This is a genomic window from Candidatus Polarisedimenticolia bacterium (genome assembly GCA_035764505.1).
Lineage (GTDB): Bacteria > Acidobacteriota > Polarisedimenticolia > Gp22-AA2 > AA152 > AA152.
Window position 1 is genome coordinate 1 of record DASTZC010000211.1, and the last position, 20,308, is coordinate 20,308.

Sequence of the window (20,308 nt, forward strand, 5' to 3'; positions counted from 1 at the left end):
GGATCGAATCGCCCCCCAATGCGAAGAAATCGTCCTCGGGCCCGACGCGGGGAACCCGCAGGATTCGGGCCCAGATTTCTCCGAGGACCTGCTCCGCCTCGGTTGCGGCGACCACCTCGGACGGCGGTGAATCCGCCGTCCATTCGGGGGGAGGCAGCGCTCGGCGGTCGATCTTTCCGTTGGGCGAGACCGGCAGCGACTCCATGAGGATCAGCGTGGACGGGACCATGTAGTCGGGCAGGCGCTCCGTCAGGTAGGCGCGCAGGGAAGCGGCGCCGTCGGACAGCCCGTCGCTCGCGACATAGGCGGCGAGACGGAGGCCCGACCCATGCTCACGGGCCACGACGGCGCAGGAGCGCACCGCGGGGTGTTGATTGAGGATGGCTTCTATCTCGGCGGGCTCGACGCGGAACCCGCGGATTTTGATCTGGGCATCGGCGCGGCCGATGAACTCGATCCGCCCGTCCGGCAGGCGCCGCGCCGTGTCCCCGGTGCGATACAGGCGCGACCCGGGCGGCCCGTGCGGATCGGGCTGGAAGCGCTCGGCGGTCAGCTCGGGGCGTCCGAGGTAGCCGCGCGTCACACTCGGTCCGCCCAGGCACAGCTCTCCGCGGATTCCGGCGGGCAGCGGCTCGAGGCGCGAATCGAGGACGTAGGCGGCGGTGTTCGCAAGCGGCCTGCCCACCGCCGGCACCGGACGCGTCTGCGCTCCCGCCACTTCCTCGAGGGTGCTGTCGATCGTCGCCTCGGTCACGCCGTACGAGTTGAAGAGCCGTGTCCGCGTGCCGAACACCCGGCGGAACAGGACATAGTCGGCCATCGACCAGGCATCCGATCCGACCGACACGATTTCGAGCGAATCCAGGCGCTCTCCGACACGCGTCAAATGAGCCGCCAGCTCGCGCAGCGCCGCCGGCACGAATTCGGCGAAATCGGGACGGTGATTCCGCGCCAGCGAAGCCAGCGCAGGAGGATCGAGCAGGGTTTCACGGTCGACGAGGAGAAGGACGCCGCCCGAGCAGAGGGCGCGGACCATGTCTCCCGTGAATACATCGAAGCCGGGGGCCGCCATCTGAAGGTGGGTCGACAGCGAGCGCAGGCCCCAGACCTTGTCCCAGGCGCGATAGGCGCTGAAAAGATTGCCGTGCGTGACGGCCACCCCTTTGGGGACTCCCGACGTTCCCGACGTATAGATGACGTAGGCAAGGCTGTGCGGGGCGGGATCTTGGAGATCATCCATGCCATGGCGTCCGCTGGGCGCCCGGAATTCCTCGAGGCCGATGCGCGGCAGGTCCGACCCGAAATCAGCCGCACCGGCGTCGGGCGCCAGCAGGAGGACAGCACCGGAATCGGCGGCCATCAGGCGTTTCCTGGCGGCGGGAAGGGAAGGATCCACTGGGACGTAGGCGCCGCCCGCCTTGAGCACCGCCAGCAGGGCGACCAGGAGCTCGAAGGACTTGCCGTAACAGACCGCGATGCGCGACTCGGGACCGACACCGCGATGGCGCAGCTTTCTCGCCAAAGCGTTGGCCCGACGATTCAGCTCGCCGTAGGTGAGGGTCGCTCCTTCGTGGATCGCGGCAGGTGCTCCCGGCCGCCGTGCGGCCTCCGCCTCGAAGAGCCGGTGGACCGGCACGAATCTCTCGGGTCGCGCCCCGGCATTGGACTCCCGCAGCACGGCCGTGCGCTCGCCGGGAGTCAGGAGCGGCAGCCGCGACACTTTCGCCTCAGGCCAGGCGGCGATTCCGGCGAGCAGCGTCGCGAAGCGGCCCGCAAGATGCTCGATGGTGGTGGATTCGAATAGATCGGAGTTGTACTCCCATTCGACCCAGAGGTCGCGGCCGTCGTCCGTGACGGTCGCCGACAGATCCACCTGGGAAGCGTGCCGATCGATGGGCAGCGGCTCGGCGAGGACGCCGCCTGCGAGCTCCGAGCGCCCGGAGCCGATCGCCAGATCGCCCCGCACCAGATCGCCGACTCCGTGCAGATCGAAAAGGGTATCAACCAGCGGCGAGCGGCTCGGATCGCGCGGCGGCGCGAGCTTCTTGACCAGGGTCGCGAAAGGAATGTCCTGGTGCCTCAACGCGCCGAGGATCTGCTGACGCGTGGAGGCGAGGTGCGCCTCGAACGTCGGATCGGCGGTGAAATCGGCTCGCAGGACGACGGTGTTGACGAGGTAGGCCACCAGACCCTCGAAGCGCGGATGGCTTCGTCCAGATGCCGGCGATCCCACCAGGACCACCTTCTGTCCGGTCACGCGGTGAAGGAAGACCTGGTAGGCCGCCAGCAGAAGCGTGTAGAGCGTGACTTCTTTATCCCGGGCAAACCGGCGCAGCGCCTCGGCCAGATCCGCATCGAGCCGGTGCGTCCGTACCGCCCCGGCAAAGCTCTGGAACGGAGGCCGCGCGCGATCGACGGGCAGCTCCAGCGCCGGGAGATCTCCGGCGAGCTGCGCGCGCCAATACTCGAGCTGTCGTTCGCCCGACGCCGAGCCGATGCGCTCCGCCTGCCAGGCGGCGAACTCCGCCGGATGAGGCGCCGCCTCGGCCGGCGGGACTTCCAGTCCCAATGCGACGGCATAGAGATCCTGCAGGTCGCGCAGGACCACCGAAAGGGACCAGAGATCGGCGATGAGATGGTGGCAGGAGATCAGGAGAACGTTAGAGTCGCCGGTCCGGAACAGGGCAACGCGGAAAAGCGGACCGCGAAGCAGGTCGAATGGACGGAAGGCTTCCTCGGCGAGCATGGCGGCGAGCTGCTCCGGAGAAGGGCTTCCCCAATCAGCCCGTGAAAAGATCGCTTCGAAGTCGACGTCGAAGCGCTGCAGCGGCCCGCCGATGCCGGCGACGATCCGCGCCCTCAAAGACGCATGGCGCCCTAGCAGCGCGATCACAGCCTTCTCGAGCGCGGTCGGGTCCAAAGGACCGGAGAGACGCAATGCGGCGGCGATGGTATAGGCGGCGCCCGACGGCGCCATCTCCTGGAGGAACCAGATCGCCTTCTGGCCGGCCGAAAGAGGACACTCCGGGAGATCGGCCGGGCCACCTTTCGCCGTGACCTGCCGGGAAGGGTGTGCCTCGATGAGCGCGACGATCTCCGAGAGCGATGCCGCCGCGAGAAGATCGGAAGGGGTCAGCGCCGCCCCGAAGCGCCGCTCGATCTCGTGCGCCAGCTCGAGCGAGCGGAGCGAATCGAGGCCGAGGCCGGCCAACGAAGCGGTGAAGTCGATCGATTCGACGGCGATTCCGAGTTTGCGGGCGACGCGCATGGCGATCCAGCCGCGCGCATCGGCGGCGCCGGCGTCCGGCGGCGCCTCCTCGGCCTCTTCGGGGGAGCGCCATTCGGCGAGGACCGGCAGCGAGCCGGCAAGGAAAGCGCTGCGGCAGTGGGAGCGCCGTACTTTGCCGCTGGAAGTCCTGGGGATGCCGCCCGCGCGAACCAGGACGACGGCGCATGGGGCGATCTCGTGGGCGTCGAGGAGGGCGGAGCGCACGGCGTCGAGGACCTCCCGGTAATCGGCCGCGATCCGCCGCTCGACTTCGTGCACGATTATAAGGCGTTCCTCGCCCGACACCTCCACGCCGAAGGCGGCCCCTCCCGCGGGACGCAGCGCGGTGTGGCACGTCTTCGCCGTGTTCTCGAGGTCCTGCGGATGGAGGTTGCGGCCGCGGATGATGATGAGATCCTTCAGCCGCCCGGTGACGAAGAGCTGACCGTCCCGCTGAAAGCCGAGATCCCCCGTGCGCAGGAAGCGCCCGTCCCGGTCCGGGAGGCGGGCGCCGAAAACCCGCTCCGTCTCCTCGGCCCGGTTCCAGTAGCCCTGGGCCACGCCGGGACCCGAGACCCAGATCTCGCCAATGCGATCGGCCGGGACGGGACGGCCGGTCTCGGGATTAATAATGATGGCGGCGGTACCGGTCTCTGCGCCTCCCGAGCCGACCATCTGCCGTCCTTCCTCCCCCTCTTCGACACGGCCCGCCTCGAGCGCCTCGCTCCGGACGCAAAGCGCCTTCCATCCGCCGCTCCGCGAGCCACCGGAGACTTTGAGAGTCGCCTCGGCGAGGCCGTAGGCGGGGTAGAAAGACGAGCGCCGGAAACCGCAGGCCACGAAGCGCTCGGCGAAGCGCTCGAGGGTCTCGGCGCGCACCGGCTCGGCGCCGTTGTAAGCCACGTCCCAGCACGCGAGATCGAATTTCGAAGGATCGGGATCGACGCGCCGAACGCAAAGGTCGTACGCGAAATTGGGGCCGCCGGAATGGGTGATCCGGTGCCGGGAAATCGCCTCCAGCCAGCGCGCCGGATCCTGAAGGAAGCTCGCCGGGCTCATCAGGATCGCGGGGAACCCCGAGTAGACGGGCTGCAGGATCCCGTCGACGAGGCCCATGTCGTGAAAATGCGGCAGCCAGCTCAGCGAGCGGCTTGCCCGGCTGTGGCCGAATCCGTTCCGGATGTCCTCGGAGTTGGCCATCACGTTGGCGTGACTGACCATCACTCCTTTCGGCTCCGACGTGGAGCCCGAGGTGTATTGCAGATAGGCGAGCGCATCGGGGACCGGGTGGAAACCGGTCGGATCCGATCCCGGAGCTTCCCCGAGCTTTTCGGTCGCGATCCAGCGCAGATGCGAGAGGGTGGGCTGCGAGGCCTGGAAGGATTCGAAGCGCCGGAGGAGGGTCCGCGTCGAGAGGACGGCGCGCGCCGAGCAGTCTTCCGCCATGAGCGCGAGACGATCGAGGCCCCGGGCGCCATGCGGCGGTGGAGCGGGGACCGCGATCACCCCGGCCATCAGGCAGCCGAAGAAGGCTTCCACGAACTCGAATCCGGCGGGGTAGAGGAGCAGGGCGCGCTCGCCGCGCAGACCTTCGCGCGCCAGATGCGCGGCGAGACGCGCGGCACGCGCATGAAGCTCCGCGAAGGTAATCGGTTTTGACGGGGTGGAAGGGTCGGAAAGGAAGGTGTAGATCGTATCGGCAGGCTGGGCCTCGGCGCGGCAGCGCAGGACCCCGACGATCGTCCGATCGTCTCCAGCAAGCTCGATATCGAAAGCCGATCGCACGGGTGCCATGCCAGCCCGACGAACGGTCAGCTTGCTGCGCGAAGCGCCGCGCCGCTCGGCGGAGGATTCACCCGGGCGCGGAAGACCGGTGTCCGACGCCACGGACGCACCGCACCCTTCCGGGGAGGCTGCGTCCAACGCGCTCTCCCGGACCGGAAAAGGCGCCCGCGAAGGCTTCAAGCTGACGGATCAGAGGCTGGATGATACTCGCCGGATGGGGAGGCGGCAAGAGGATTCTTCGCGTCGTCGCGATGCCCTTCCGCTGACTAGGGCCTGGGGCAGGCGATTCCAGTGAACAGGTGACGGGAATCGCGGGCGAAACGACCCCGTAGGTCAGTCCCGCGCAAAGTCTCCGGAAGCTGCGGATGACTCAGGACTGCGATGAAGTCGCCCGCATCATCATCAATAGTTATTTCGCAGTCCAGAAAATCCAGGAAGACCCCGGTGAGGGGATGGAAGCACTTGAAGACGCTTTCCTTGGCGCTGAACAGCAGCTTTGCACGCAAGCCCCGGGAGCTTTCCGGAGACGCGTCCAGCCGGGCGCGCTCTGCAGGGACGCAGACGAGACGAAGCAGGTCGTCGCCCAGCGGCTCCGCCGACTCGATGTCGATTCCAACTCCGGCGATCCGATCGGCACGGGCCACCGCCGCGGCACAGATCCCGCCGCAGTGAGTGAGGCTCCCGACCACGCCGGGGGGCCAGATCGGCGCGCGGTCCTTTCCCGCGAGGAGAGGGAAGTGTCGGATTTCCAGATCGGCCAGCGCCCGGCGGGCGCAAAGCCGTCCCTGGGCGAACTCGCGGCGGCGCGCCGGCACGGCAGCCGCGATGCAGGCGGCCTCTTCCGGATAGAGGAGCGCCGGGTCCACTTCCTCGGAGAGCTTGCGGATCCGGACCTCGGCGGGTAAGAGAGTTTCAAGCATTGGTCGGCTTCTTTCGCGGCTCCCGTTCCGGGCCGAGACAGCCTGAGGTCCGGGTTGCGATGGGTCGTTCCTCATCCACGGGAGGCGGAAGCGAGGACATGACGGTTCATCCACGCCGGATAGCCGCCGATCCAGCCCGGCTCGATGGGAGGAGGGCGGCGTTCGACCATGATTTTCGCTGCCTGCGTGATTTCCCAGGCGAGCGACGGAAGAGTGCCCAGGGCCTCGAATCCCAAAGTCCACCAGCAGCTGTTATCCGGAAGCCCGATCCGCGTGAGCTCCACGTTGCAACCCGGCAAGGAGAAGCGCGCGCTCTCCGCCGGCTGCTCGCTTTCATCGAGAGGAATCTCCCGAGTGGCTCCTTCAGCGGAAGCGAAGCGGCGCAGCCATCGTCGCTTCTCGACCGTGATGGTCCGTCCGGAAGGCATTTCCAGGAGCTCTGAGCTCCACTTGCACCAGAGCCCGATCGGACCGGTAAAGGGTGCGCAGCTCAAGGTTGCGAAATCGCCCGTGACCATTCCTTTGATCTCGAGCCCCTCGGTCCCTCCGCGGCGCTTCACGCCCAGCTCAATCTTTCCGGCCTCCGCCAGGTATTCGTCCACGCGCACCGCACCGCCGCCGGCCGCGCAGTGCGCGGGGGAGGCGTCGCGGAACCAGGCCTCGAAGGCGGGAGGAATCTCCCTCCAGAACCAGCGAATCTCGGCCGTCAGCAGCATCCCTTCTCTCCCGTGCGCTTCATTATGAAGGATCTCGCGGGCCTTCGGAGGAGGCTCGTCATCGCCTGATGGGTGTCTTTTGCGACTCGAGCCGAAACGGACGCTCCCTGCACCGGGATGACAGAATCGCGCTCACACGAGTGTTGCGTGTCGGAAAGACACGTTAACATCGAGTCCGACCCGCTGGGATCGATCGTCGGCCGACGGTAACGGATTTCGGAGATGCGACACCAGTCCCGGGATGAGGCAACGTCATGGAAGGGGCGCTCACAGGTCCGCTCGCCAGGCTGGCCGCCGCGCTGCTGATCGGGTTCCTCATCGGACTGGACCGGGAGCGGGCGGAGATCCGCAAGCACCGCCACCTGTTCGCCGGGATTCGCACTTTTCCTCTCATCGCGCTGGCCGGCGCCCTGTCGATCCTGCTCCTCGACACCGTCGGCCCCTGGCTGGTGATCGCCTCGTTCCTGATGGTCTCGGGCGTGGCGCTCATCTCCTACCTGCGGATCTCGGCCGAGGGGAACGTCGGCTCCACCACCGAGGTGGCTGCGCTGGCCACCTTCCTGCTCGGATGCCTTGCCGGCCGGGGAGATCTGGTGCTCGCGGGCGCCGCCGGCGTGGTCGTCGCGGTGCTCCTGGCGGCCAAGCCCCGCCTGGAAAGGTTCTCGCGCGCCATCACCCCGGAAGAGCTGGCGGCCACCCTCGAGCTGGCGGTCATCTCGGTCATCGTGCTCCCGCTGCTCCCGACGCGCGGCTACGGTCCCGGAGAAGTCCTCAATCCGCGTGACATCTGGCTCGTCGTGGTGCTGGTCTGCGCCCTGTCCTTCGCGGGATTCGTGGCGACCCGGCTGCTGGGCGAGAAGCGCGGACTGCTGTTCTCCGGCATGGCCGGGGGGCTGGTTTCCAGCACCGCCGTGACCCTGGCCATGTCGCAGCGGGCGCGGGCCGGCCAGCGGGCCTACCGGCTCATCGCCGCGGCGGTGGTGCTCGCCTCCGGCATGATGGCGATCCGGATGCTCGCCCTCGTGGGAGCCCTCAAGGCCAAAATGATCCCTCGTCTCGCGTTTCCGCTGCTCGCCATGGCGGCCGCGGCCGGACTCATCGCTTTGCTCCTCCAGAGAGGAAGCGATCGGGCCACATCGGAGGACTCCACCGAGCTGCGCAATCCGTTTTCACTGAAGGCGGCTCTCACCTTCGGACTGTTCTACGCGCTCACGCTGGTCCTGCTGCATGTGGCCAGGAAATACCTCGGCACGAGCGGTACCTTTGTCGCCGCGGCGCTCGGAGGCCTGGTCGATGTCGACGCCGTCACCATCGCGCTGGCGCACGCCGGCCCGGCGGCTGAGGGAGGATGGCGCCAGCCGGCGGCCGCCGTCACCCTGGCAGCGGTGGTCAACACCACGGTCAAGGCGGTGATCGCGATGGTTTCCGGAGCCGGCCGGTTCCGCATCCTGGCCGCCGGATCGCTGGCCGCCATGGCGGCGGTCGGCCTGGCGGCGGGTCTGGCCGTCTACCTGTTGTTTTAGTTCTTCACCGGGCCGGCCGCGTCCCCTATTGCTGCCGGCGGAACCAGGAGTTGACGTCGAAGCTGTAGGAGAACTGCACCGACACGGCGTCATCCTCCGCCGGTCCCGAGGCGCGATCGAGGATCGCGCGATAGCTCGCCTTGATCAGGAAGCGCGGATCGATGCGGAAGCCGAAACCCGCTTCCACGTCATGAATCCGATCCCTGCGGGCTTCCCACACCGTGCCAAAGTCCCAGTGGGCATTGGGCACGTTGCCGCGCTCGTAGCGGGCCGCCACGTACCAGCGGGGCGAGATCGTGAACTTGGGCTCCACGTAATACACGCGGCCGCGCGCCGTCCCGGCGTACGGCACCTCCAGGCTGGCCTGGCTCATGTCCCCGTTCAGCTCGAAGTGCGCCACGCTGTACTGCAGATCCAGCCCGTAGGCGCGCTCCTCGAAATCAGAGAGCTGGTCCTCGGGAAACAGCCAGTCCTCGGATTTGGAGATCTGGCTCAGGTAGGGACCTTTGGTTGCGTAGCCTCCCAGCCGGAAGCCGACGAGCGGCGTCACCCCGGCGGCCAGGGCCGGACGGGGATACGACTCCGGTTTCGAGTCGTAGGCCTGCTTCCAGAACGGGCTGTCCAGCACCGCCACCATGTAATCGAAGCGCCCCGCCGAGCCGTTGAGCTGCACGCCGAAAGGATAGGAGAGCTCGTAATTCATCGGCGTCCCGATCAAGGGGTTGGAGGTGGAAAGATAGCGCTTGGAGAAGTTCCCATAAGGCTGGATGAGCTTGCCGGCCTGGAGGATCGTGGCGCGGGATTCTCCGAGCAGGACGCGCACATAGGCTTGCTCGACCCGATAGTCGGTCTCCTGAGTCGGCGTCGCCTTGCCTCCTTCCATGGCCAGCATCGCAAAACCCTGGAACCGCTGCGAGAAATCGCCGAAACCCCACAGCCGAAGGCGGCCGACCGATCCGGAGTCGCCTTCGTTGCGGGTCAGGTAATTCGGATCCGAGCCGGTGTTCCACCCTTCGGCGTCCGCCAGCCCCTGGATCGCCACGCGCTCTTCAGCGCGCGCCGCCGGCGTCGCGCTCAGCGAGGGGAGCAGGACGAAGATCAGCAGGGCGCCGAGAGGCCGGAACCGGCGCGGCTCAGGCTGCGGGCCGGAGGGCTTGGTAGGTCGAGCGCAGGTCCGTGACATAGGCTTCCACCGTGAAGGGCTTCATGAGATAGGGACGTCCCGCCCTCTCCAGGAACGCCCGCGTTTCGTCGCTGGCACTGTCGCCGGTGACGAAGATGAAACCCCCGATGCATCGGGGGCAGTTGCTGCGCACCCACTCGAAAAGATCCTGGCCCGACACCTTCCCGGGCATCTTCAAATCCGACACGATGAGATCGAAATCGCGCCGTTGCAGCTGGGCGATCGCCTCCTCGCCGCTGCGCGCCCCCACGGCGGTGGCTCCCGACGAGGCCAGGATGGCCAGCTGCAGGTCCAGGATGACCGGCTCGTCCTCCACCACCAGAACCGTCGCGGGCAATGCCTGGCGGGCGCCGGCAGCCGGTGCCGCCGGTACGGCGGGCGCGGGCTCCGACAGCGCCGGGGCGAGTTGCAGCGCCACGGTGAACCGGGCGCCCCCCTCGGCGCGGTTCTCGGCGGCGATGCTTCCGCCGTGGCTCTGGATGATGGCGTGTGTGATGCTCAAGCCGAGCCCGGTTCCTTTCCCCACCTCCTTGGTGGTGTAGAAAGGATCGAAGACCTTGGCGGGGTCTTTCATGCCGGGACCGCCGTCCTCGAAGCTGATCACCGCCCGATCCCTCTCGCGCGCGGTGCGGATGGCGACCACCGGATCGCGCGCCGTCTCCTTCATGGCGTCGTAGGCGTTGTTGAGGAAATTGAGGAAGACCTGCTGGATCTCCAGCTCGTTTGCCTCCACGAACAGCGACTCAACCGGAAAGTTGAGGCGTATCTCCCATCCGGCGCGCGAGAAGTCGTGCCGTCGCAGGGCCGCCGTCTCGCGCAGCAGGGCGTGCAGGTCGACCCGGGTCCGCTGGCGAGTGTCGCGGTGCGCCACCTTGAGCAGATTGCGGACGAGCCCGATGATCCGCTGCGCTTCTTTCTGGACTTTTTCCAGACGCTCGCGCGGCACCGGATCGAGCGCAGCGCCACGCAGCACCAGGTCGAGGTTGCCCACCACCCCGGTGAGGGGGTTGTTGATCTCGTGCGCCGCGCCCGCCAGCATCCTTCCGAGGGAGGCGAGCTTTTCCGATTCCTTGAGGCGCTCCACGCGGTCCAGCTCCTCGCGGGCGTGCAGCAGCAGCTCGCGCTCGCGCGCCTGCAGCGATTCCATCAGGAGGTTGTAGGCGTCGTTCAGCGTGCTGACCTCGGGGCTCCCGACGCTCTCCTCGAAGCGCAGGGAGTGATCGTTTCCCTGAGCCACGCGGCGCATGAAGGCGACGAAGCGGTGGAATGGACGCAGGATCGATCGGGAGGTCGCCCAGGCGGCGGCGCCGGCCAGGACGAGGGCGAGCAGCCCGCATGCCAGCAGGGTGTCGCGCAGCGTGCGCGTCGCCGAGGCGGCGGCGTGCGTCAGGGATTGGAGCAGGACCAGCGTCACCGGCTTGCCGTCGGCGTCAGGTCCCAGGGAGAGCGAGGCAGCCACGAATTCCTCCTCGCCCAGGCGCAGCAGCTCCGCCCGGTCGTCTTCCGGCCCTGAGCGGGCAGCCGACAGGCTCGCCGGAACGGCGCCGAGCCTTCCGGAGTCGAGAGTAGATCCCAGAATGGCCGGGCCCGCCGCCAGGACGACCTCGCTTTGCAGGGAATCCTTCAATCCCGTCAGGAAGCCTTCATCGAGACGCTCGCCCAGCGACAGGCTGCCGATCACGAAATCCTGCAGCACGATCGGAACGCAGCCCATCTGGTAGATGTGCCGCCCCAGCCGGCCCACGACCGTCTCGGGCCCTTCCATCCGGGTCGGGCCGGCCAACAGGCGTTCCAGGGAGGCGGCGCCGAGATCGGATTCCGGCGTCTCGGGAGAGGCGGTGCTGACCGCCAGCAAATCCCCCTGCGAGTCGGTGATGGCGGCGAGATCCTTGCCCAGCAGGGAGCGGATCCGATCCAGCTCGGTCTGGATCGTGGCGAGCAGATCGGCCCGCCGCTCCGGGCTGGAGGCCATTTCCGACTCGTAGGTTTCCATGGCGGCGCGCAGCGTCGGCGATTGCGTCATCAGCCGCGAGGTCCAGAGGAGCTCGCGCTGGTTGCGCCGCTGCAGCTCCAGCACGGTGCGCTGATTCTGACCGAGCAGCTCGGCGAGGTGGGAGCGAGTCTGACGGCGCACTTCCATGCTGAGCAGCCCGAAGGCCACGGCGACGGCGGTGACCGTTACCAGGGTCCCGAAAAGGACGAGGCGCGTCCCCAGGGGCAGGGGCTTTCCCAGCAGGCTGCGCAGGGATGCGACAGGCCCGCCGGACCTACTCGTCCGCGGGCTCATCTCTCAGCGGGATGGCGAAATGCAGCGCCGTGGCTCGGCCTGCCTCGATGGTGACCTTGCGGTGGATGGGACGGGCGCGCTCGTGCCAGGCATGCACCACGTATTCGCCGGGAGGGATCCCGCCGATCCGGTAGTGTCCGTCGGCTTCCGGCACCGTGAAGTAGGGATTGTCGAGGACCAGGATGATGCCGCTCATGTCGGGGTGGATGTGGCAGAAGACCTTCACCACTCCGGGAGTCTCGAAGCGCACCACACGGCTGTTGCCGCGCGGGTAGCGCCCCAGGTCGAACGAGGCCGCCTTCGAGAGGGAGAAGACGTTGTGGTAGATCGGATCGCCGTTGGGAAACTCGACGGTCGTCCCCTTGAGGATCGGCAGGACGTGCGGCGTGAAAGACTGGGAGACCTGCTGCATCGTCTGCGAGGCGCTGCGAGACGTCGCCGCGTTGGCGAGGGGGGCCGCCGTTTCAAGAAAGACCACGACATTGGTCGCTTCGGGTGGTGTTGCGCTCGAAGAGGGAAGCGACGGGGGCCGGACGTCGGGATAGAGGCTGAAGCGGATTCTGCGGGAGTTCAGCTCCGGCCCCAGCGTCACGGTCCCTTCCAGGGACCCTGTCTCGCCTCCGGAATCGCGCGCTGTGGCGGAGGCGCTCGGCGGCACGGCGGCCAGCAACGTCAACAGGATGACGCTCATGAGGCCGGCTCGGGCCCATACTCGCGAGAGCTTCCAGAGGGTGGTGGACATCGGGACACCCTTAATAAGACGGACTGACCCCCAGACAGGGCCAATATAGGCACCGACCGGGTCTTTTCAACGGCGCCCGAGAGTGTGGGCGAAGCTTTTGCGCCAGCGCCCCGGGTCCTTCCGGGCGCGAATTGCGGGCATTTCACCCTTGCCGAGGCCCGGTGCGGCGAGTCTGATGACCCGGATGTGCTAAAATGCCCGTCAAATCTGACGAATTCGCGAACCGTCCGCTTCTTGCGGCGGGGATCTCCGGAGGTGCTCCAATGGAACGACCGCGCGGCGTGCTGTCCGCTCTCGCCCTGCTCTCCCTCGCAGCTTTCCTCACGGCCTGCTCGCACGGCGCCATGTCGGCGAGCGTCGATAACGGAAAAGGAACCGTGAACGTATTTCTCACGGACGCGCCGCTCGACCTGGCCAACGTGCAGAGCGTCAACGTGACCCTGACGGGCGTGATCCTCTATCCTGGCGATGCTCAGGGTGACAGCCTGCTCAACGATACTTCCGACGAAGACGGTACTCCCGTGGTGATCGTCTCCCATCCCGCCACTTTCGACCTGCTGACCCTCACCGGAGGCGCCACCACCCTGATCGGAACCGACGAGGTCCCGGCCGGGGCTTACTCGCGCATCCGGCTGGTGGTCGAAGAGGCAAGCCTTACTTACCTCGATGGAACCATAGCGCCCCTGAAGATCGAATCGGGAAAAGTCGACGTCCCCATTCGCTTCGACGTCACGCGGGACGAGACGACCGGAATCGTCCTGGATTTCGACGCCGCGGCCTCGGTCCAGGTAAACGATCCGGCCGGGAATGGTCTGATTCTGCGACCGGTGGTCACTCCCAAGAAGATTCTCTAGATCCCGTCTCCGAGACGGTTTAGTGCCGTACAGGGCCATTCCGCTCTCCGGTTGACGGCGGCGCTTCCTTTCGACTAGCATGACCCGCCTTGTGGCGGCGAAGGGACGGAGTCGGATCCGGAGCCGGACACGGGGAATGGCTGCCACGTCCCTTCGGATCGCCGTTGAGAACGAAGACGCCCACGCGGGAAGTCCGCGTTCAGATCGACAGCCGATACGAGTTGATTGAGCTGGTCCAGAGGACCGCGGAAGCTCTCTGCCGCGCCGCCCGCCTGGGCCGCTCCACCACCGTAAACGTCGGATTGGCCGTGCGCGAGGCGGTGGCGAATGCCATCAAGCACGGCAATCGCCTGCAGGCCGGCAAGCGGGTCCTGGTCATCTTTCGGGTGGAGCCCGGTAAGCTGGTGGTGGCGGTGCGGGATCAGGGGCTCGGGTTCGACCTCGAGGGGGTGCGCGACCCCCTGGCCCCCGAGAACGTGGTCGCCAACCATGGGCGTGGCATCTTCTTCATGAAAAGCTTCGTGGACGAGGTGCGGTTCAGCCGCCTCCCCGGCGGCGGGACCGAAGTGAGAATGGAAAAGCGCGCGACAAGGGGCCGCAAGGGCCGGAGCCCGGCCTCGGGAACGCCGATGAGCCAAGGAGGACAGGTTCGATGAAGACGAAGGTAAGAATGGCGGGTAAGGTGGCCGTGGTCGATCTGTCCGGGAAGATCACCATCGGCGAAGGGGACGTGGTCCTCCGGGAAGAGGTCAACAAGCTCCTCGAGGGGGACGTGAAGAGCATCCTGCTGAATCTCAACGGCGTGACCTACATGGATTCGGCGGGGATCGGCGAGCTGGTGGCCTGTTACAAGCGCGCCGCGGAGACCGGCGCCAAGCTCAAGCTTCTCAATCCTTCGGGACGCGTGTCGGATCTTCTTTCGCTGACCAAGCTGCAGCAGGTCTTCGACATCTACAACGAAGAGAAAGAAGCCCTGGCCACCTTCTAGGATTCCCCCGCCTTCTTCTTGATCTCCGCCAGCAGGTTCAAGGCGTCCAGCGGAGTCATCGCCTCCGGCTTGACGGCGCGCAGCGCCTGCCTCAGCGGATCCGGCTCCTCGGCGAACAGCTGAAACTGGGCGGCGGAGACGTGCCGCCGCGCCTGCTCTCCCGCCAGCCGCGGGACCCCCTCGCGATCCAGCTCGTTTCTCTCCAGGTTGTGCAGCACTTCGCGCGCCCGGTCGATCACCGCGCGCGGGATGCCGGCAAGCCGCGCCACGTGAATGCCGTAGGAGCGGTCGGCGCTCCCTTCCTCGACCCGGTACAGGAAGCGAATCTCGTCGTTCCACTCGGCCACCGCGATGCGGCAGTTGCGCACGCGCGGCAGGGTCAGCGCCAGCTCCGTCAGCTCGTGGTAATGGGTGGCGAACAGCGTCATGGGCCGCAGGTGCGCCGCCTCGTGCAGGTGCTCCGCCACCGCCCAGGCGAGCGACAGTCCGTCGAAGGTGGCGGTGCCGCGGCCGATCTCATCGAGCACCACCAGGCTGCGCGGCGTGGCATGGTGCAGGATGTTGGCGGTTTCCTGCATCTCCACCATGAAGGTGCTCTGGCCCCGGGCCAGGTTGTCGGAGGCGCCGACGCGGCAGAAGATCCGGTCCACCATGCCGACCTCCGCCTCGGCGGCCGGCACGAAGGATCCGGCGTGCGCCAGCAGCGTGATCAGCGCCACCTGCCGCAGGAAGGTCGATTTCCCTCCCATGTTGGGCCCCGTGATGATGACAATCTGCCGCTGGTCGGGATCGAGCTCGGTGTCGTTGGGGACGAAGCGCTGCTCCGATCGGAGGCGCTCCACCACCGGGTGGCGGCCGCCCACGATGCGGATCCCCGCGCCCGCCGTCAGCTTAGGGCGCGCGTAGTCGAGGGTTACCGCCGTCTCCGCCAATCCGGCCAGCACGTCAGCGTCGGCCACCGCCACCGCCGTGGACTTGAGACGCACCGCCTGCGAGGCGATGCGGGCCCGGATGGCTTCCAGCAGATCCGCCTCCAGCTCCTCGATGCGCTCCTGCGCCGTGAGCACCTGCTCCTCGTGCTGCTTCAGCTCGGGAGTCACGAAGCGCTCCGCGCCCACCAGCGTCTGCTTGCGCTCGTAATCGGCAGGGACCAGGGCGAGGTTGGCCTTGGAGACCTCCAGGTAGTAGCCGAAGACCTTGTTGTAGCGCACCTTCAGCGAGGCGATGCCGCTGCGCGCGCGCTCGCGCGTCTCCAGCGCGGCGAGGAAGCCATGGGTGTCGCGGCGCAGCGCACGCAGCCGATCCAGCTCCTCGTGATAGCCGTCCCGGATCACGCCGCCGTCACGCGCCGTGGCCGGCGGCTCGGCCGCGATTCCGGCGGCGAGCAGGGAGTGCAGGTCGCCCAGGGGATCAATGCGCGCCTCGATCTCCCGCAGCAGCGGCGAGCCCTCCACCTCGCACAAGCGCGTCTTGAGGGGTCCCAGCGCCTCGAGCGACTCCCGCAACGCCGCGTAATCGCGCGGCCCGGCCGTCTTCAGGCTGATGCGTGAGAGGAGGCGCTCCAGGTCGCGCATGTTTCCCAGGATGTCGCGCACCCGCGCGCGCTGCTCGGGATGCCGGGTCCAGGCCTCCACCGCGTCGAGCCGCGGCTCGATCGCGGCGAGGGTCGCGAAGGGGCGAAGGATCAGATCGCGCAGCGCGCGCGAGCCCATCGGCGTGGCGCTGCGGTCCAGGAGATCGAGCAGCGAGCCCGCCGGCGTCCCATCGAAGAGATTGGCCGTCAGCTCCAGGTTGCGCCGCGTGGTGGCGTCCAGGACGAGCCGGTCCGCCGCGGTGTGGAAGGTGATGCGATGCAGGTGTCGCAGCTCGGAGCGCTGGGTTTCGCGCGCGTAATGGATCGCCGCCCCCGCCGCGCACACGGCGAGGGTGCCTTCCTCCAGCCCGAAGCCGTGCAGCGAAGCGGCACCGGTGAGATCGAGGATGGCCCGGCGCGCCGCATCGGCCGCAAAGCTCCAGGAAGCGCCGCGGTTCACCGCGGCGCGGGCGCGCAGCGCCTCGAGCCGGCCGGCCTCGATCTCCACTCCCTCGCGCAGCAGCACCTCACGCGGGGAGAACAGCTCCATCTGGTCCAGCAGCTCCTCCCAGCGTTTCTCGCCCGCCAGATCCGAGACGGTCAGATCGCCGGTGGAGAGATCGAGGTAGGCCGCCCCCAGGCGGTCGGAGTCGATGGCCAGGCTGGCGAGAAAGGTGTGCTCGCCGGAGGCGGAGGTGGACGGATCGTGGAAGGTCCCGGGAGTGACCACGCGGACCACGTCGCGGCGGACCAGCCCTTTCGCCTTGCGGGCGTCCTCGACCTGGTCGCACAGGGCGACCTTGTGTCCCATTCGGACCAGGCGCGCCACGTAGCCGTCGACGGCATGGTAGGGGACGCCGCACATCGGCGCCTCGCTGGCCGTCCCCTTGCCGCGGGCGGTCAGCGTGATCTCGAGCGCCTTCGAGGCCGACAGGGCGTCCTCGTAGAACATCTCGTAGAAATCGCCCATGCGGAACATCAGGATGGCGTCCCGATGCTCATCCTTGAGCTGTCGGTACTGCCGCAGCATGGGAGTCAGCTCGTCCAGGGGGCACTCCGCCGGGAGCGAAATTCGCCGGAATGTTGTGGGGGCGGAAGTGTAGCACAGCGTTGACAGGCCCGGAGGGGTAATCTATAAAGGCGCGCGATGGAAGACTGGCGCGCGGGCGACGAGCCGGAGATCCCTTCGGCCGAGGAGGACGAGGCACGGCGTCGTATCGATCTCGACCCGGATGACAATGACGACGAGGATTTCCCCGCGCCGCCACCGGAGCTGCCTCTGGACGATCAAGATCGCATTCTGCTCGTGCTGGCCTATCTCGGTATCCTGGCCCTGGTCCCGTACCTCACCGCCCGCAAGCAGTTCGTCGTCTGGCACGCGCGTCAAGGGCTGCTCCTGTTCGGCGTCTCGATGGTCACCCTTTTCAGCATGATTCTCGTCAACGTCGTCCTGTGGGACGTCCACTGGGTCCTCGGGCTGCTGTTTCTTCTCGTTCTCCTGACTTCCAGCTTCGGCATTCTGGCGCTGGTGGTGGCTTGCATCCTCAAGGCCTTCGAGGGAGAGCGCTGGCGGATTCCCTACCTGGGCGACTTCGTCGAGCGGGTCTGAGCTGCGATGGAATCGTTCGAATCGATCTTCGCCCATCCCCTGGCCGGGCTGCTGCTGGTGGGCCTCGCCGGATTGGGAGAGTACCTGCTGCCGCCGCTGCCCGGGGACACTCTCATGCTCTTCGGATTCTTCCTGGCGGGTCGCGGCGATCTGCCGCTGGCGGGCGTGGCTGCCGCCGCCATGCTGGGGAGCATGGCGGGGGCGTATGCCGCTTATGTCCTGGGGCTCCGGCTGGGCAAATCCTACTTTTTCATCCGCCGCTCGCGCTTGGCCGCCTCCGTCCTGCCGGTCCTCGAGCGCTATTTCGAACGGTTCGGCGTCGGGATGGTCCTGGTGAACCGCTTTCTCCCCGTGCTGCGCGGCTTCTTTCTGTTCGCCGCAGGCATGGGGAAGATGCCTCCCGTCGCGACCTTCTTTTGCGCCACGATCAGCAATGCCGCCTGGATCCTGCTGATCGCTTACGTGGGCCACCGCTTCGGCAGCTCCTGGAGCCGGCTGCAGGGGATGTTCCAGAGTTACGTCGGAGTGCTTGGTATGATAGTCTTGGGTTACGCCGCTTACACCTTCATCAAAATCCGGCGACGGAGGGGGGAAGCTCCCCCGGCCTGACGCCGGGACTCAGAGGTTCACCATGGAAAAACCGGGGAAGGGGATCTCGGCTGCCGGGCCGCTGAAATCGTTCATCGGAGAGCTCAAGGATCTGCTCGGCAAGAAGGATGACGGGGCCCGCACCGTCAACCAGGTGAAAAAGCGTCTCATCGAGCTCCTGGAGACCCCCCGCTGGCTTCCCCGTCCCTGCCGGACCTCGGAATCGGCCTCTTACGCCCGCCACCTCCTCTACCAGGACCGCAAGACCGGCTTCGTGATCGTGGCCATGGTCTGGGGAGCCGGGCAGCGCACGGCCATCCATGACCATGCCGGGGTCTGGTGCGTGGAAGGGGTTTACGAAGGGAACATCCAGGTGACCCGCTTCAACCCGATCGGCAGGATGGGCAAGACGGTCCGCTTCGCGGAAGGCGAGGCGATCCGGGCCGGCGTGGGGGCCTGCGGCGCGCTCATCCCTCCTGTGGAATACCACCGGATCGCCAACGAGACCGCCGAAAAAGCGATCAGCGTGCACGTCTACGGACGCAATCTGAAGGTCTGCAACATCTTCAATCCGCTGGGAGGCGATCGCTACCAGCGCGAGACGAAGACGATGCGGTATGACAGCCGCATCCCCCTCAAGCTCTGAGGCTGCCGATCCATTGTCACGCGCAGCGTTGCACGCCTCGCTGGCGTACGAAACTAAGTACGCGGCGCTTCGGCGCGCCCTGCGAGACGGGCGGCTCGACCGCCTCACCAGAGCGCATTTTTCCCTGATCCCCGCGCAATAAAATTCAGGCGCACCTGCTTAATTACCTGTTCCCGCAATTGTAAGCACCTGATCAAGCGGCGGCCGTTCAGACGCGGCCGCTTCGCGGCCGTCGTCTGCAACGGTGTCCAAGTTGGATTGACAGCTATGTCGGTGACTTCACCGGCCCCAGCTGTTTCAGAATCTTCTGCTGCTCGGGTTGATTGGGATTGAGGGCCAGGGAGCGGCGCAGCGTGGCGGCGGCGCGCGGTTTGTCGCCGATCTGCTGGTAGGCGTGTGCCAGCGCGTTGAGCAGCCCGACGGTCGCGGGGCCGCTCTTCTCGGCCCGCTCGAAGAAGGGGACCGCTTCGGCATTGCGACCCTGCTCGGCCACCGCGATGCCCAGGTTGTACAGCGCCAGGCTGTGGTTGGGATTGATGCGGATCGCATCCTTGAGGCTCTCCTCGGCTGATTTCGGATCGGATCGCGCCAGCTCCAGCGCTCCCAGATTCGCGCGGTACTCGGCGTTCTTTTGATCCAGCTCGACCGCCTTCTGAAACGCGGTGCGGGCGTCGTCGAGGCGTCCCTGCAGCTGCATGGTGATACCCATCCAGTTGTAATGCGGCGCGGAAAGGCGGTCCTTCTCAAGCCCGGCGGCAATCAGGCGCTGGGCGCGTGTGAAATCCTTGCGCTTCAGCAGCCGTCCCACCAGCTCCGCCATCGGCTCCTTGGCCGCGGGGTCCAGGAACAGCGCCTGTATGTATTCCGCCTCGGCGTCGTCGCCGCGTCCCTGGGCCTCATAGACGCGCCCCAGCCCGTAGTGGGCCATCGGATCGGAGCCATACCGATCGACCGCCATCTTCGCCAGGTTCAGCGCGGCGCGCGGCAGGTTTCGCTGCTGATAGATCAGGGCGGCGTTCACCATCGCCGTGGCCGCAATCGGCTGGACGGTGATTCCGATCGGACGGATGCCGGCCTTGCGGCAGGGGGGAAGCAGCACCGCCATCCAGCGCTCGGGCGTCGCGGCGCCGAGAATCTCGTCGGCGCGCAGCAGCGCGGCGCCTTCGCGCACCGCCTCGTCGCCCGCCTGGCGGCGCACCACCTCCACGGGGCGCCCGCCGCGCCGCGCGTGGAACGCCAGCAGGGTCTCCGGATCGAAAGTGGACTCCAGCGTGTATTTGGCGGTGAAGTTCAGGTTGTCGCGGGTCTCCAGCTTGGTTTCCGATTCCACCTTCTCGGGCTTGAGAGGGTAGTGGGTCACCCGGCTGAGAAATGGGAGATGCAAGTGGATGCCCCGGCCGAGGATCTGCGGATCGCCGAAGCGCGGATCGAGAACGGCTATCTCTTCCCCTCCGACGAAGGAGACGCTCGAAAAGATCGCGGCGACGACAAGAACCACCGCGGCAATGGCGATGAGGCGTTTCATTGGGGGATTGCGGCTCCCGGGAGCGAGAAAAACGTCGTATGTTAGCCGCGCCTTCGCGGGGCTGTCAACGCGTGGCGGCGACGCCGCGGCGGCGCCGGATA

General features: G+C 67.2%; 15 protein-coding genes. 7 read left to right on the forward strand and 8 right to left on the reverse strand.

All coding sequences use genetic code 11. The annotated features are described in order from the left end of the window. The 3 genes from VFW45_13845 to VFW45_13855 form a co-directional block, all read right to left on the reverse strand. The coding region (locus tag VFW45_13845) for an amino acid adenylation domain-containing protein (GenBank protein HEU5181866.1) at positions 1–5,062 on the reverse strand (5,062 nt) is incomplete at its 3' end. A 257-nt stretch (positions 5,063–5,319) separates the two neighbouring features. After that, positions 5,320–5,973: a 4'-phosphopantetheinyl transferase superfamily protein gene (locus VFW45_13850; protein HEU5181867.1), complete on the reverse strand. Its 654-nt coding sequence runs from the start codon at positions 5,971–5,973 to the stop codon at positions 5,320–5,322. A gap of 71 nt (positions 5,974–6,044) precedes the next feature. Continuing rightward, complete coding sequence (locus VFW45_13855; protein ID HEU5181868.1) at positions 6,045–6,689, reverse strand: hypothetical protein; 645 nt, start codon at positions 6,687–6,689, stop codon at positions 6,045–6,047. Between the two features lie 254 nt (positions 6,690–6,943). Here VFW45_13855 and VFW45_13860 point away from each other — a divergent pair, with 254 nt between their 5' ends. Then, on the forward strand, positions 6,944–8,212 hold the full coding sequence (locus tag VFW45_13860) for a DUF4010 domain-containing protein (GenBank protein ID HEU5181869.1): 1,269 nt from the start codon (positions 6,944–6,946) through the stop codon (positions 8,210–8,212). Between the two features lie 25 nt (positions 8,213–8,237). Here VFW45_13860 and VFW45_13865 read toward each other — a convergent pair whose 3' ends face one another. From VFW45_13865 to VFW45_13875, 3 genes are read right to left on the reverse strand one after another with little or no spacing between them, the layout of a single operon-like run. Beyond that, complete coding sequence (locus VFW45_13865; GenBank protein HEU5181870.1) at positions 8,238–9,395, reverse strand: hypothetical protein; 1,158 nt, start codon at positions 9,393–9,395, stop codon at positions 8,238–8,240. Then, entirely contained in the window at positions 9,346–11,682 is a 2,337-nt protein-coding gene (locus tag VFW45_13870; GenBank protein ID HEU5181871.1) for a hybrid sensor histidine kinase/response regulator, read from the reverse strand. Before VFW45_13870 ends, VFW45_13865 begins: the two co-directional genes overlap by 50 nt. Continuing rightward, a complete protein-coding gene (locus tag VFW45_13875) occupies positions 11,663–12,373 on the reverse strand; it encodes a carboxypeptidase regulatory-like domain-containing protein (protein HEU5181872.1) in 711 nt (236 codons plus the stop codon). The genes VFW45_13870 and VFW45_13875 overlap by 20 nt, the downstream gene beginning before the upstream one ends. A gap of 314 nt (positions 12,374–12,687) precedes the next feature. Between VFW45_13875 and VFW45_13880 the strand changes: the two genes are divergently transcribed. From VFW45_13880 to VFW45_13890, 3 genes are all read left to right on the forward strand, one after another. Then, complete coding sequence (locus tag VFW45_13880) at positions 12,688–13,278, forward strand: DUF4382 domain-containing protein (protein ID HEU5181873.1); 591 nt, start codon at positions 12,688–12,690, stop codon at positions 13,276–13,278. Positions 13,279–13,442: 164 nt separating this feature from the next. Continuing rightward, the gene (locus VFW45_13885) at positions 13,443–13,934 is read left to right on the forward strand and encodes an ATP-binding protein (GenBank protein HEU5181874.1); all 492 of its coding nucleotides are present in this window, start codon (positions 13,443–13,445) and stop codon (positions 13,932–13,934) included. Further along, on the forward strand, positions 13,931–14,266 hold the full coding sequence (locus VFW45_13890) for an STAS domain-containing protein (protein ID HEU5181875.1): 336 nt from the start codon (positions 13,931–13,933) through the stop codon (positions 14,264–14,266). The genes VFW45_13885 and VFW45_13890 overlap by 4 nt, the downstream gene beginning before the upstream one ends. On the opposite strand, the gene mutS is transcribed toward VFW45_13890, so the two are convergent. Then, complete coding sequence (mutS, locus tag VFW45_13895) at positions 14,263–16,887, reverse strand: DNA mismatch repair protein MutS (protein HEU5181876.1); 2,625 nt, start codon at positions 16,885–16,887, stop codon at positions 14,263–14,265. The genes VFW45_13890 and mutS overlap by 4 nt on opposite strands. Before the next feature lie 99 nt (positions 16,888–16,986). On the opposite strand from mutS, the gene VFW45_13900 reads away from it, so the two are divergent. From VFW45_13900 to VFW45_13910, 3 genes are read left to right on the forward strand one after another with little or no spacing between them, the layout of a single operon-like run. Further along, positions 16,987–17,448: a hypothetical protein gene (locus VFW45_13900; GenBank protein HEU5181877.1), complete on the forward strand. Its 462-nt coding sequence runs from the start codon at positions 16,987–16,989 to the stop codon at positions 17,446–17,448. 6 nt (positions 17,449–17,454) lie between these two features. Continuing rightward, positions 17,455–18,057: a DedA family protein gene (locus VFW45_13905; protein HEU5181878.1), complete on the forward strand. Its 603-nt coding sequence runs from the start codon at positions 17,455–17,457 to the stop codon at positions 18,055–18,057. A 22-nt stretch (positions 18,058–18,079) separates the two neighbouring features. Next, positions 18,080–18,682: a cysteine dioxygenase family protein gene (locus VFW45_13910; protein ID HEU5181879.1), complete on the forward strand. Its 603-nt coding sequence runs from the start codon at positions 18,080–18,082 to the stop codon at positions 18,680–18,682. Positions 18,683–18,947: 265 nt separating this feature from the next. On the opposite strand, the gene VFW45_13915 is transcribed toward VFW45_13910, so the two are convergent. Beyond that, positions 18,948–20,207: a tetratricopeptide repeat protein gene (locus tag VFW45_13915; protein HEU5181880.1), complete on the reverse strand. Its 1,260-nt coding sequence runs from the start codon at positions 20,205–20,207 to the stop codon at positions 18,948–18,950. Positions 20,208–20,308 lie beyond the last annotated feature (101 nt).